This is a genomic window from Micromonospora sp. URMC 105 (assembly GCF_051386295.1).
GTDB lineage: Bacteria > Actinomycetota > Actinomycetes > Mycobacteriales > Micromonosporaceae > Micromonospora.
The window spans coordinates 36,143-49,666 of record NZ_JBPQTL010000039.1 but is presented as its reverse complement, the minus strand read 5'-3'; the positions used below and the strand labels follow the sequence as shown (position 1 = coordinate 49,666).

The 13,524-nt window shown below is 74.2% G+C and carries 11 protein-coding genes; 7 read left to right on the top strand and 4 right to left on the bottom strand.

Going from position 1 to position 13,524, the window contains the following annotated elements; all coding sequences use genetic code 11:
* The 6 genes from ACSNN7_RS15245 to valS form a co-directional block, all read left to right on the top strand.
* On the top strand, positions 1-488 hold a 488-nt coding region (locus ACSNN7_RS15245; RefSeq protein WP_436681435.1), incomplete at its 5' end, for a DNA-3-methyladenine glycosylase family protein.
* Positions 485-994, top strand: a complete 510-nt coding sequence (locus ACSNN7_RS15240) for a methylated-DNA--[protein]-cysteine S-methyltransferase (protein WP_436681434.1) — start codon at positions 485-487, stop codon at positions 992-994. The genes ACSNN7_RS15245 and ACSNN7_RS15240, both read left to right, overlap by 4 nt.
* Positions 995-1,031: 37 nt before the next feature.
* Positions 1,032-2,837 (top strand): ABC transporter ATP-binding protein, encoded by a 1,806-nt coding sequence (locus tag ACSNN7_RS15235; protein WP_436681433.1) that lies wholly within the window; start codon positions 1,032-1,034, stop codon positions 2,835-2,837.
* Positions 2,834-4,708 carry an ABC transporter ATP-binding protein gene (locus ACSNN7_RS15230; RefSeq protein ID WP_436681431.1) on the top strand — a complete coding sequence of 625 codons (1,875 nt, stop codon included), beginning with the start codon at positions 2,834-2,836 and terminating at the stop codon, positions 4,706-4,708. The genes ACSNN7_RS15235 and ACSNN7_RS15230 overlap by 4 nt, the downstream gene beginning before the upstream one ends.
* A 317-nt stretch (positions 4,709-5,025) precedes the next feature.
* Positions 5,026-6,567: a trypsin-like serine protease gene (locus ACSNN7_RS15225; RefSeq protein WP_436681430.1), complete on the top strand. Its 1,542-nt coding sequence runs from the start codon at positions 5,026-5,028 to the stop codon at positions 6,565-6,567.
* Positions 6,568-6,623: 56 nt separating this feature from the next.
* Positions 6,624-9,188 carry a valine--tRNA ligase gene (gene valS / locus ACSNN7_RS15220; protein ID WP_436681429.1) on the top strand — a complete coding sequence of 855 codons (2,565 nt, stop codon included), beginning with the start codon at positions 6,624-6,626 and terminating at the stop codon, positions 9,186-9,188.
* A gap of 79 nt (positions 9,189-9,267) precedes the next feature.
* Here valS and ACSNN7_RS15215 read toward each other — a convergent pair whose 3' ends face one another.
* Genes ACSNN7_RS15215 through ACSNN7_RS15200 form a run of 4 tightly spaced genes read right to left on the bottom strand, consistent with a single transcriptional unit; the run spans position 9,268 to position 12,722 of the window.
* Positions 9,268-9,978, bottom strand: a complete 711-nt coding sequence (locus ACSNN7_RS15215; protein ID WP_436681428.1) for an ABC transporter permease — start codon at positions 9,976-9,978, stop codon at positions 9,268-9,270.
* A complete protein-coding gene (locus tag ACSNN7_RS15210; protein ID WP_436681427.1) occupies positions 9,978-10,937 on the bottom strand; it encodes an ABC transporter ATP-binding protein in 960 nt (319 codons plus the stop codon). Before ACSNN7_RS15210 ends, ACSNN7_RS15215 begins: the two co-directional genes overlap by 1 nt.
* Positions 10,934-11,815 carry an ABC transporter permease gene (locus tag ACSNN7_RS15205; protein ID WP_436681426.1) on the bottom strand — a complete coding sequence of 294 codons (882 nt, stop codon included), beginning with the start codon at positions 11,813-11,815 and terminating at the stop codon, positions 10,934-10,936. The genes ACSNN7_RS15210 and ACSNN7_RS15205 overlap by 4 nt, the downstream gene beginning before the upstream one ends.
* Positions 11,808-12,722, bottom strand: coding sequence for an ABC transporter ATP-binding protein (locus ACSNN7_RS15200; protein ID WP_436681425.1), 915 nt, complete (start codon positions 12,720-12,722; stop codon positions 11,808-11,810). The genes ACSNN7_RS15205 and ACSNN7_RS15200 overlap by 8 nt, the downstream gene beginning before the upstream one ends.
* A 178-nt stretch (positions 12,723-12,900) precedes the next feature.
* On the opposite strand from ACSNN7_RS15200, the gene ACSNN7_RS15195 reads away from it, so the two are divergent.
* Positions 12,901-13,479, top strand: a complete 579-nt coding sequence (locus ACSNN7_RS15195) for a DM13 domain-containing protein (protein WP_436681424.1) — start codon at positions 12,901-12,903, stop codon at positions 13,477-13,479.
* Positions 13,480-13,524 lie beyond the last annotated feature (45 nt).

Here is a 13,524-nt window from a genome sequence, read left to right as displayed (position 1 = left end):
CCCCCCAACTCCCCGTCGATCATGAAGTTGACGGCGATGCCGATCTCCATGACTGCCGTCAACCTCATGATCAACCCGAGGGGTTGCGGGGGTTTCCGCGGGCCGAGGGGTTGCGGGGGTTTCCGCGGGCCGAGGAGGTTGCGGAGATGGGGGATGAGAGGTTCGGGATGCCGGTGGGGCGGCGGGAGACGGTGCGGGCGCTGGCGCGGGCCGTGGCCGCGGGGGAGATCGATCTTGATCCGGGTGGGGATCGGGAGGAGGTCGTGCGGCGGCTGACCGCGTTGCCGGGGATCGGGGCGTGGACGGCCGGCTACGTGGCCATGCGCGCCCTCGGCGACCCGGACGTCCTGCTCCCCACCGACCTCGCGGTACGCCGGGGCGCCGCCGCCCTCGGCCTGCCCACCGACCCGAAGACCCTCGAAACCCACGCCGAGCGCTGGCGCCCCTGGCGCTCGTACGCGGTGATCCGACTCTGGAGAGCAGCATGACCATCGACAGCACCGTCATCGACACCCCCGTCGGCCCGCTGAGCGTCCTCGCCGGCCCGGACGGGGCCGTCCGGGCGGCCGGCTTCACCCCGGCCCCGGAGAACCTGCTCCCGCTGATGCACCCGAGCCTGCGCGGGACGCTGCGGCACCGCGCCGACCTCGGCCCGGTCACCGTCGCCGTCCGCTCCTACCTGGACGGTGACCTGACCGCCATCGACGGGGTGCCGGTGCGGCAGCACAGCGGGGGTGTGTTCATGACCCACGCCTGGGAGGTGCTGCGCGAGGTGAAGCCGGGCGAACCGGTGACGTACACCGGGTTCGCCGGGCTGGCCGGGCGGCCCGCCGCCGTACGGGCGGCCGCCGCCGCCTGCGCCCGCAACGCCGCCGCCCTCTTCGTCCCCTGCCACCGGGTGCTGCGCACCGACGGCTCCCTCGGCGGCTACCGGTGGGGCCTCGATGTGAAGAACTGGCTTCTCGGTCACGAGCGGCGGTTGACGGCAAGCTGACAGCGGCGCGGGCGCCGGCTGACGCTACCGTCGGGTAGTGTCCGCGCAGCGCGACGGCGACCCGGCCCACCGGGTGCACGCCCGACCGCGCCCGCTGCACAATCTCCGCCGACTGCGCCGCTACCTGCGTCCCTACGCGGGCGAGTACTGCTGGCTGCTGCTCGCGGCGCTGGCCGCCACCGCGGCCGGCCTGGCGGTGCCGCTGGTGGTGCAGCGGGTCGTCGACGGTCCGATCGCCCGGCACGACGTGGCCGGACTGCTCCGCCTCGGCGGCCTGGCCCTGCTGCTCGGGCTCGCCGAGGCGGTGCTGATCTTCATCCGCCGGTGGACGCAGTCCTCCTCCTCGGTGGGCATGGAGGCGGCCATCCGCGCCGACATCTACGCCCACCTGCAACGGCTGTCCGCCGGCTTCCACGACCGGTGGCAGTCCGGCCAGCTGCTGTCCCGGGTCACCAGCGACCTGTCGGTGATCCGCCGGTTCCTCTCCTTCGGCCTGCTCTTCCTGGTGCTCAACCTGGTCACCTACCTGGCGGTGGTGGTGCTGCTGCTGAGGTTGCACGGCCCGCTGGGCCTGCTGGTGGCGGCCAGCGCGGTGCCGCTGTTCCTGATCAGCCGGCGGTTCGCCCGGCACTACCACGCCGCGTCGCGCCGGATGCAGGACCAGCAGGGTGACGTGGCCACCCTGGTCGAGGAGACCGCGCAGGGTCTGCGCACCATGAGGGCGTACGGGCGGGGGCCGGAGCTGGCCGCCCGGTTCGACGCGCGGGCGCGGGCGCTGCACGACACCGGCGTGGACAAGGCCCGGCTACTGGCCCGCACCTCCGCGCTGTTCGACCTGGTCCCCAACCTGACCCTCGGGGTGGTGCTGGTCTGCGGGGCGGCGCTCGCCGCCCGCGGCGTGCTCACCATCGGCGAGCTGGTCGCCTTCGTCAGCCTGCAACTGATGCTGATCTGGCCGGTGCAGTCGCTGGGCTGGATCATCGCCAACGCCCAGGAGGCGGCGACCGCGGCCGACCGGATCCAGGAGGTGCTGGACACCTTGCCTTCGATCGTGGACGCCCCGCACGCGGTCACGCTCGCCCCGGCGGCGGTCCGCGGCCGGCTGCGCTTCGAGGGGGTCTCGTTCCGCTACCCCGGCAACCCGGAGCCGGTGCTGCGCGAGATCGAGCTGACCGTCGAGCCGGGCGAGACGCTGGCGCTGGTCGGCGCGACCGGCAGCGGCAAGAGCACCCTGCTCTCCCTGGTCCCCCGGCTGCACGAGGTGACCGGCGGGCGGATCACCCTGGACGGGCACGACGTGCGCGACCTGCGGCTGGCCTCGCTGCGCCGGCTGGTCGGGGTGGCCTTCGAGGAGCCCACGCTCTTCTCCATGTCGGTCTGGGAGAACCTCACCCTGGGCCACCCGGACGCCGACGAGGAGGAGGTCCGGGCCGCCCTGGCGCTGGCCCAGGCCGACTTCGCGTACGACCTGCCGTGGGGCCTGGCCACCCGGATCGGCGAGCAGGGGCTGTCGCTCTCCGGCGGGCAACGGCAGCGGCTGGCGCTGGCCCGGGCGGTGCTCGGGCGCCCCGCGCTGCTCGTGCTCGACGACCCGCTCTCCGCGCTCGACGTGCACACCGAGGCACTGGTCGAGGGGGCGCTGAAGCGGGTGCTGCGGGACAGCACCGCGCTGCTGGTGGTGCACCGCCCGTCGACCGTCGCCCTGGCCGACCGGGTGGCGCTGCTGGACGGGGGCCGGATCGCCGCCGTGGGGCGGCACTCCGAGCTGCTCGCCACCGTGCCGGCGTACCGGGCGGTGCTCTCCGCCGAGCCGTCCTCCGCGCCCGGCCTGGTGCGCTCGTGACGCCCCGGGTGCCCCGGCAGCGGGCGGAGCCACCCGAGGAGTCCCGCTGGCGGGGGCTGGCCACCGACCCGGACGCCGACCGCAGTCGCGCCGAGGACACCGCACCCGAGGCGGTGGCCCGGCTGCGCGTCCGCAGCCGGGTGCTGCTGCGCGAGCTGCTGCGCCCGCACCGGGGCCGGCTGGGCCTGGCCGTGGCCCTGCTGCTCGCGCAGAACGCCGCCGCCATGTCCGGGCCGTACCTGGTCATGCTCGGCATCGACCGGGCCATCGCGCCGCTGCGGGCCGGCGACGCCCGCCCGCTGGCCGCCGTGGCCGGCGCCTTCGCCGTCGCGGCCGTGACCGAGTACGCCGCCCGGCGCGGCTTCCTCACCCTCTCCGCGCGGATCGGCCAGGCCGTCCTGCGGGAGCTGCGCCGCCGGGTGTACGGGCACTTCCTGCGCCTGTCGGTCGGCTTCCACGAGCGCTACACCTCCGGCCGGGTGGTCTCCCGGCTCACCAGCGACCTGGACTCCATCGCCGAACTGGTGGACGGGGGCGTCGACAGCTTGGTCACCGCCGCGCTGTCGGTGCTCTCCGTGGCCGCCATCCTGCTCTGGCTGGACCTGCCGCTGGCCGCGGTGACCCTGCTCGCCTTCCCCTTCCTCTACCTGCTGTCGCGCTGGTTCGCCCGTGCCTCGGCCGACGCGTACCGGCGCAGCCGGGAGGCGGTGGCGCTGGTCATCGTCCACTTCGTGGAGTCGCTGCGCGGCATCCGCGCGGTGCAGGCGTACCGCCGCGAGCCGCGCAACCAGCAGATCTTCGAGGCGGTCAACGACGGGTACCGGCGGGCGAACCTGCGGGCGTTCCGGCTGATCGCCACGTACTCGCCGGGGATCAAGGTGATCGGCAACGTCACCGTGGCGGTGGTGCTCGGCTACGGCGGCTGGCGGGTGCTCGACGGCGCGACCGAGGTGGGCGTGCTCGCCGCCTTCCTGCTCTACCTGCGCCGCTTCTTCGAGCCGATGCAGGAGCTGAGCCAGTTCTACAACTCGTTGCAGTCGGCGACGGCGGCGCTGGAGAAGCTGGCCGGGGTCCTCGACGAGCGGCCCGACGTGCCGGAACCGGCGCGGCCGGTGCCGCTGCCGGCCGGGCCGGGGCGCGGGACGGTGGCGTTCCGGTCGGTCTCCTTCGGCTACCGGCCGGACACCCCGATCCTGGTCGGGCTGGACCTGCACGTACCGGCCGGGCAGACGGTCGCGTTGATCGGGCCGACCGGCGCGGGCAAGTCCACCGTCGCCAAGCTGCTGGCCCGGTTCCACGACCCGGACAGCGGCACCGTCGAGCTGGACGGGGTCGACCTGCGCGACCTGGCCGACCCGGAGCTGCGCCGGGCGGTCGTGCTGGTGAGCCAGGAGAACCACCTGTTCAGCGGCACGGTGGCGGAGAACGTCCGGTTCGGCCGCCCGGACGCCGACGACGCGGCGGTGGAGGCCGCCGCGCGGGCGATCGGCGCGCACGACTTCATCGCCGCGCTCCCCGACGGGTACGCCACCGAGGTGCACCGGCGCGGCGGCCGGCTCTCGGCCGGGCAGCGGCAGCTCGTCGCGTTCGCCCGGGCGTTCCTGGCCGACCCGCGGGTGCTGATCCTCGACGAGGCGACCTCGTCACTGGACGTGCCGACCGAGCGCCTGGTGCAGCGGGCGCTCGCCACCGTGCTGCGGGACCGCACCGCGCTGGTGATCGCGCACCGGCTCTCCACCGTGGAGACCGCCGACCGGGTGCTGGTCCTCGACGGCGGCCGGGTGGTGGAGGACGGCCCGCCCGCCAAGCTCGCCGCCGACGGCGGCCGGTACGCCGACCTGCACCGGCGGTGGCGCGAGTCGCTGGTCTGACCGGCGCGGCCGGCGCGCTCCCGTCGGCGCGTCCGGCCGGCAGCGGACGCACAGCGTCGATGACGACCCAGGCGGGCCGTGGCCGACGCCGCGCCGCCGGTCGCCCCGGTCGCCGCCACCGCCGGGTCGCCGCCCCGGGTCGCGACGGGGCGCCGCGTGCACCGGGCGCCCCGCTAGACTGCCGCTCGTCGATCGGTCCCGGACCATCGCCCGCGGGGCGGCGTCCGACCGGTCGGGCACCGCCGAACACACGGGGAGGTTGCGGCGTGCAAATCCGACGACGAGTGGTTGTCGCGGCAGCGTTGGTCATCAGCACGGTGGGCGCGGGGACGGCCGCGCTGGCGCGGCAGGGCGACGCCGGTCCGGCGCCGGCTGCCGTGACGGCGGGCGCGGTCGGATCGGCCCCCGCGGACGCCGCCTCGGCCGATGCGGCGCCCAGCGCGGAGAGCGGGCTCGGCAGCCGAGCCGGCGCGCGCGGCTCCACCGTGGACGCCCGGCCGGTCAAGGCCGTGGCGCGGCCCGCCAAGGAGGTGGCGAAGGACGCCCCGGCCTCGGTGAGTTACCTGAGCGACCGCTACCGGATCACCCCGGACGAGGCGGCCCGCCGGGTCGCCCTCCAGGAGCTCTCCGCGCCGCTCGCGGCCACGCTGGCGGCCCGCTTCCCGGACGAGTACGCCGGCATGTGGCTGGACCAGGCCGGCGGCGGCGTGCTGACCGTCGCGGCCACCGACCCGGCCCCGGTCGCCAGGGCGGTCGCCGGGGTACCGGACGCCGCCCACGTCAAGGTCGTCCCGGTCCGCCACTCGCTGCGCGGGCTCACCGAGGCGGCGGCCCGGGTGGCCGGCGCGCTCGGGGCGACCGCCGGCACCGACGTGGTGGTCGACGAGCAGGCCAACGAGATCCTGGTCCTCACCGGGCACGCGATCGCGGCGGACGACGCCCGGCTGGCCGGTGCGATCGAGGCCGCCGGGGTGCCGGCCCGGGCCCGGCAGCTCCCGCCCTCCATCGAGAAGGCATGCGACCCGCGCTACTGCGCCCAGGTTCCGATGCGCGGCGGCATCCGGCTGGACGTGCCCCGGGACGACGGCACGGTCGGCGGCTGCACCAGCGGGTTCAACCTGCGAGCGAAGTCCGGGCGGTACTACGTGCTGACCGCCGGGCACTGCGTGGTCGGCGGGCGGCATCAGAAGCTCGACCGGACCTGGCACCAGTTCCTCGGCCCGAAGGTGCCGGTGGGCGTCGAGTCCACCAGCCCGGTGCTGGCCGAGAACGTTGCCGACACGCCGTACGACTACGCGGTGATCCCGTACCAGGACGGCGCGATCGGCCGGTGGGCGTACCCGCGGCGCAGCGGCGGCGACCAGGCCAGCCTGGTCAACTACTGGTGCGTGACGGGCAACCCGGCCCCGGCCTGCGCCACCAGGGGCAGCCGCGACGTGAAGATCACCGGACACACCCCCTACAGCGCAGTGCAGGTCGGTTGGGTCGTCTGCGCGACCGGCTCGGCGTACACGCCGAAGGCGGGCGAGGTCTACGTCGACTCGGGGGCGGGCGCCGGTTACGTTCCCGGCACCCGCTGCGGCACGGTCAGCAGCAAGACCGACGGCCGCATCAACGTGCGGGTCTGCGCCCGTCCCGGTGACAGCGGCGGCCCGCTCTTCACCGAGTCCGACGGCCGGGCGCTCGGCATCCTGCACGACGGCGACCCCGGTCAGGGTGCCTGCACCAACCCGGACGAGGAGAACTACTACACCCCGGTCTCCACCATCCTGGACCGGGTGAACTCCCGTACCGGCCTCGGCATGCAGGTCGCCACCCGTGGCCCGCTGCTCACCCCGATCGGCTCCACGAACCGTTAGGCGACACCCGCGGATAAGCCGTGGGCAGGCCGACACGGGCTGCCTACGATCGACGGATGACTGATACGGCGAGGACGGCCCGCACCGGCGTCCCCGAGCGTCCGACCCTGGACGGGCTCGAGGAGACCTGGGCGCGCCACTGGCAGGAGGAGGGCACGTACGCGTTCGACCGCTCGAAGAAGCGGTCGGACGTGTACGCGATCGACACCCCGCCGCCGACCGTATCGGGCGAGCTGCACATGGGGCACGTCTTCTCGTACACGCACACCGACCTGGTGGCCCGGTTCCAGCGGATGCGCGGCCGGACGGTCTTCTACCCGATGGGGTGGGACGACAACGGCCTGCCCACCGAGCGCCGGGTGCAGAACGTGTACGGGGTGCGCTGCGACCCGTCGCTGCCGTACGACCTGCACTGGCAACCGCCGGCGACCCCGGTGAGCGAGGAGCGGCGCAAGGACCCGACCCCGATCGACCGGCGCAACTTCGTGGCGCTGTGCGAGCGGCTGACCGCCGCCGACGAGCAGGTCTTCGAGGCGCTGTGGCGGCGGCTCGGCCTCTCGGTGGACTGGTCCCTGACGTACACGACGATCGGGCGGGTGGCGCGGGCGACCAGCCAGCGCGCCTTCCTGCGGAACCTGGCCCGGGGCGAGGCGTACCAGGCGGAGGCGCCGACGCTCTGGGACGTCGGCTTCGCCACCGCGGTGGCGCAGGCGGAGCTGGAGGACCGGGAGCGGCCCGGGGCGTACCACCGGCTGCGCTTCACCGCTCCGGGCGGGCGCGAGGTGCTGATCGACACCACCCGGCCGGAGCTGCTGCCGGCCTGCGTGGCGCTGGTCTGCCACCCCGACGACGAGCGGTACGCGGACCTGGTGGGCACGCTGGTGCGTACCCCGGTCTTCGCCGTCGAGGTGCCGGTGCGCGCGCACCCGCTGGCGGACCCGGCCAAGGGCACCGGCATCGCGATGGTCTGCACCTTCGGCGACCTGACGGACGTGACCTGGTGGCGGGAGCTGCAACTGGACACCCGGGTGGTGATCGGCCGCGACGGCCGGCTGCTGCCCGAACCGCCGGCCGGGGTGCCGGCCGAGCCGTACGCGGCCCTGGCCGGGCAGAGGGTCAACGGCGCCCGGCGGACGCTGGTCGGCATGCTCGCCGACGCCGGCGACCTGGTCGGCGAGCCGCGCGAGATCACCCACCCGGTGAAGTTCTACGAGCGTGGCGACCGGCCACTGGAGATCGTCTCGACCCGGCAGTGGTACCTGCGCAACGGCGGCCGGGACGCCGGCCTGCGGGAGGCGCTGCTGGCCCGGGGCGGTGAGCTGCGCTGGGTGCCGGAGCACATGAAGCACCGGTACGACCACTGGGTGGGCGGGCTGACCGGTGACTGGCTGGTCAGCCGGCAGCGCTTCTTCGGCGTGCCGGTGCCGGTGTGGTACCGGCTCGACGACGCTGGCGAGCCGGACTGGTCCCACCCTCTCACACCGGACGAGGCGATACTGCCGGTCGATCCGTCCAGCGATCCGGCGCCCGGTTTCGACGAGTCGCAGCGCGGCCTGCCGGGTGGCTTCGTCGGCGACCCGGACGTGCTGGACACCTGGGCCACCTCCTCGCTGACCCCGCAGATCGTCGGCGGGTGGGAGACCGACCCGGACCTGTTCGCCCGGGTCTTCCCGATGGACCTGCGCCCGCAGGGGCAGGAGATCATCCGGACCTGGCTCTTCGCCTCGGTGGTCCGCGCCCACCTGGAGCACGGCGTGCTGCCCTGGCGGGACGCGGTGCTCTCCGGCTGGATCCTCGACCCGGACCGGAAGAAGATGTCCAAGTCCAAGGGGAACGTGGTCACCCCGATGGGGCTGCTGGAGCAGCACGGCTCCGACGCGGTGCGGTACTGGGCGGCCAACGGCAAGCCCGGCATGGACCTGGCCTTCGACCCGGCGCAGATCAAGGTGGGGCGGCGGCTCGCCACCAAGCTGCTCAACGCCTCCCGCTTCGCCCTGGGGCTGGGCGCCGCGGACGCGTTGCGCGCCCCGGCGACCGCGCCGCTGGACACGGCCATGCTCACCGAGCTCTCCGGCGTGGTCGCCACCGCGACGACCGCCTTCGACTCGTACGACCACACGGCGGCGTTGCAGGCCACCGAGGCGTTCTTCTGGCGGTTCTGCGACGACTACATCGAGTTGGTGAAGGAGCGCGCCTACGGCTCCGGGCCGGGGGCCGAGTCGGCGCGGGCGGCCCTGGCCACCGCGCTCTCGGTGCAGCTGCGGCTCTTCGCGCCGGTCCTGCCGTACGTGACCGAGGAGGTCTGGTCCTGGTGGCGGTACGGCTCGGTGCACCGGGCCACCTGGCCGACCACCTACGAGGTGGGGCGGGCGGTCCAGGGCCCGGCCGACCCGCAGCTGCTGCGGCTGGCCTCGGACGCGCTCGGCCAGGTGCGCCGGGCCAAGTCGGAGCGGAAGCTCTCCATGAAGGCGGAGGTGCCGCTGGCCGAGGCGCTCGGCCCCGCCGCCCTGCTGGAGCAGCTCACGGTGATCGCCGACGACGTCCGAGCCGCCGGCCGCATCACCAAGCTGGACCTGCTCCCCGACCGCACCCCGGAACTGGTTATCGCCTGCGCCTTCTGACCCCCGGTTGCAGAGAGAGAGTGGCCTCAGCGCGCTGAGGCCACTCTTTCTCTGGACGTGCATCCGGTGGTGGGGCGGGTCAGCTGGTTTCGCCGGCCATGCTGAAGGAGCGGAGGCGGTCGATCGCCAGCACCGTGGAGCCGACGGCGACGACGGCGGTCAGCACCGCCGCGACCGGCACGGAGACGGTGGTGGAGAGCAGGTCGGTGGGGGCCATCCGGTCGGCCATCGCCACCACCCACTGCTGGATCGAGAGCACCTTCGTGCCGCTGACGAAGTTGCCCAGCAGCCCCTCCCAGATCAGCACGTAGACCAGTCCGAGCAGGACCGGCCGCCGGGTGAGCAGGCTCAGCGCCAGGAACAGCGCCGAGTACGCCAGCGCACCGAGCGCCGACGCGGCGGCGAGGGCCGAGCCGAGGCGTACCGAATCGGCGAGCACGCCCGCGACGAAGATCGGCACGGCGACGGTGGCCGCACTGACCACGGTGGCCACCGCGAGCTTCGGCAGCACGATCTGCCAGCGCGGCAGCGGCTTGGTGAGGATGTGCACCACCGTGCCGTCGTCGATCTCGGCCCCCAGCACGCCGGTGCCCACGATCAGGGAGACCACCGGCAGCACCACGGCCAGGCCGAGGCCGACCAGCACCGGCGGGCCCCAGTCACTCGGCTGGACCCCCAGCGACCGGCAGAGCATCGCCAACCCCAGCAGCAGGAGCGGCAACGGCAGCAGGATCAGGAACCGACGCCGGCCGAACAGCCCGCGCGCGGTGATCCAGGAAACGGTCGACATCAGGCCTCCACCAGGTAGGAGAAGACGCTCTCCAGGGACTCGTCCTCGGGCAGCAGCTGCCGGACCCGGACGCCGTGGGCCAGCGCGATCTTCGGCAGCGCCCGGGTGAAGGCGCCGTACTCGCCGGCCTTGACGGTCAGGCCGGTGCGGTCCAACTCGACGCCGGTGACCGAGGGCTCGGCCATCAGCGCGACGGCCAACGCCCGGTCGTCGGTGGAGCGGACGGTGAACACGTGCGGCCGGTTGGTCATCAGCCGGCGGATGGTCCGGAAGTCACCGGAGGCGGCGAGCCGGCCGGCCACCATCACCTGCACGGTGCCGGAGACCTGCTCGACCTCCTCCAGGATGTGCGAGCTGAAGAGGATCGTGCGGCCGGCGTCGCCCAGGGAGTGCAGCAGCCCCATCATGTGCAGCCGCTGGCGCGGGTCCATCCCGTTGAACGGCTCGTCGAGCAGCAGCACCTGCGGGTCGTGCACCAGGGCCGCAGCGACCCGGGCCCGCTGCCGCATGCCCTTGGAGTACGTCCCGATCCGCCGGTCCTGCGCCCCCTCCAGCTCGACCAGGGCGATCGCCCGTCGGGCCGCCGCCGCCGGGTCGGGCAGCCGGTGCAGCTTCGCGCTGGCCAGCACGAACTCGTACGCGGTGAGGAAGGTGTGCACCGCCTCCCGCTCGCTGACCAGCCCGAGCCGGCGGTAGACCTCCGGATGGCGCCAGGTCGGCTCGCCGTCGAGGGTGACCCGGCCCCGGGACGGGGCGAGGAAGCCGGCCATCATGTGCAGCAGGGTGGTCTTGCCGGCCCCGTTCGGGCCGAGCAGGCCGGTCACCCCGGGGCCCAGCCGCATGGTGATGTCGTTGACCGCCACCACGTTGCCGTACCAGCGGGACACGCCGGCGAGGTCGAGGGTGCTGGTGGGGGCGGTCGGGGCGCTCGCCCGGGTGTCGGCGCTGATCGTGGTCATCGGGCGGCCACCTTCCGGTATCGCAGCAGCAGCAGGGCGACGCAGGCGGCGACGAGCAGCACGGCGGCGAGGGCGTACACCGGGCCGAAGGCGCCGATGCTCGCCCCGCCCTGCTCCTCGGTGATCAGCAGGTCGCCCAGGGACCAGATGCCGACCCCCTGCACGATGGTGGACGGCGAGCCGAGTCCGGCCAGCTCGTTGACCGTGCGGGACGGCAGGATGGACAGGGTGCCGACGATCGGGGTGGTCATCAGGAAGACCGCCACGATCCCGCCGGCCGCGAACGCCCGCTTGCCGGTGAGCGAGGCGACCAGCAGCCCGACCGAGGCGAAGACGACCGCCCAGAGGCCCGCGTAGAGCAGCCCCGGCAGCAGGTCGAGCAGTTCGTTCCAGACGCCGCGCATCCCGTCGCCGGTGGTGAACGCCGCGCCGAGGAACATCACCAGCTGGGGCCCGCCGAGCAGCAGCCAGAGCGCGCTGACCAGGGCCAGCAGCTTGGCCAGGGCGTAGTCGCCGCGGGGCAGCGGCCGGGAGAAGTACAGCGGCAGCACGCCGCTGCGCAGGTCACGGGAGACCAGCTCGGGGGCGGCCACCGCGGCGAAGAAGATGACCAGCCAGCTCATCGAGTCGGCGAACTGGGCGTACGTCATCACCACCTCGCCGATCTGGCTGCGGACCGCGGTGACACCGGCGGCGACCAGGGTGACGATGCCGACCACCAGCCAGGGGAAGATCTTGGCCTTGGCGCTGCGGCCCAGCCCGAAGGCGGTCCGCACGCCGTGCAGGTAGAGCGCCCCGAAGACGTGCCGGCGGCCGAGCCGGGGGCCGGTGTAGCGCTGGTAGCCGATGTCGTGGATGACGCCGGTCGGCTCAGACATGGCTGGGCTCCCTCGTGGCGAAGAGTTCGGCCACCCGGTGTCGCCGCTGGTCGAGCCGGTGCAGCGGCAGGTCCAGCTCGGCGACCGCGCCGAGGATCAGGTCGTAGGTGGCCTCGTCGGCGAGCGGGACGAGCAGCATCCGGCCGTCCCGGGTGACCGGCAGGTCGAGCGCGGTGAGCCGGGTGGCCAACTCGTCCGTACCCTCGCTGACCTCGACGGCGAGCACGTCGGTGGCCGAGGTCATGGCGGCGATCCGGCCGGCGCGCAGCAGCCGGCCGCCGTCGATCGCGACCAGGGTGTCGCAGATCCGCTCCACCTCGCCGAGCAGGTGCGAGCAGACCAGCACGGAGATGCCGAACTCGGTGCCGATGCGGTGCACCAGGGCGAGCATGTCGTCCCGGCCGGCCGGGTCGAGGCCGTTGGTCGGTTCGTCGAGCAGCAGCAGGTCCGGGTCGTGCACCAGGGCCTGGGCCAGCTTGACGCGCTGCTTCATGCCGGTGGAGTAGCCGCCGACCGGGCGGTAGCGCTCCTCGTAGAGGCCGACGTGCCGCAGCGCCTCGGACGCCCGTTCGCGGGCCGTCGTCTTGGGCAGTCCGCTGATCCGGCCGAGGTGGGTGACCAGCTCGGCGGCGGAGAGGTCGGGCGGCAGCGCGTCGTGCTCGGGCATGTATCCCACCCGGGCGCGCACCGCCGCCGGGTCGGTGGTCGGGTCGAGGCCGAGCACGGAGACTCGGCCGCTGGTCGGGGCGATCAGGCCCAGCAGGATCTTGATCAGGGTCGACTTGCCGGCGCCGTTCGCGCCCACCAGGCCGACGATCCCGGGCTCCACCGCGACGGTCAGGTCGGCCAACGCGGTGACCCGACCTCCGTACGTCTTGGTCAGCGACTCGGTCGCTATCAGTGTCACGACCGCCAGCGTAGGAAGGGGACGCCCGTCCGGGTATCAGGAATCGCCCGGGGTCGCCCCTGAGAACCCGTCCGGGGGACCCGCCGGACTCGCCGCCGGCGCAGCGCGGGCCGCCGGTAAGGGTTTCGTAACCCGGCCGCGGGGTGACCGGCCGGCCTCGCCCGGACAGACTGGACGCGTGCTGAACCGCCTGTTGCGTACGCCACTGACCTGGGCCGCCGTCGTCGTCCTCGCCGCCGGGGCGGCCGTCGGGCTCTGGTGGTTCCAGCCCTGGAAGGCGGTCACCGACAACCGGGTCGACGAGCGGCTGTCCGAGGTGGAGGTGGCCGCCCCGCCGTCGGCCGGTCCCGTGCCGACTCAGGGTGCGACCCCGGCCGGGCCGACGGCGACCCCGGCGGGGCCGACGCTGGTCAGCCGGGGCGAGTTCGTCACCCACGAGCACGACACCTCGGGCACCGCCCGGATCGTCCGCGCCGCCGACGGGCGCCACCGGCTGGAACTGGTGGGCCTGGCCACCTCGAACGGCCCCGATCTGCGGGTCTGGCTGACCGACCAGCCGGTACGCACCGGCCGCGCCGGCTGGGGCGTCTTCGACGACGGCCGGTGGGTCGAGCTGGGCCGGCTCAAGGGCAACCGGGGCGACCAGGCGTACGACATCCCGCAGGGCACCGACCTGGCCGGACTCGGCAGCGTGTCGATCTGGTGCAAGCGCTTCTCGGTGTCCTTCGGAGCCGCCCCGCTGGCCCCGGCCGGCTGAGGCGTGAGCACCCTCGCGGACCGCAGTGGAGTGGCGCTCTCGACC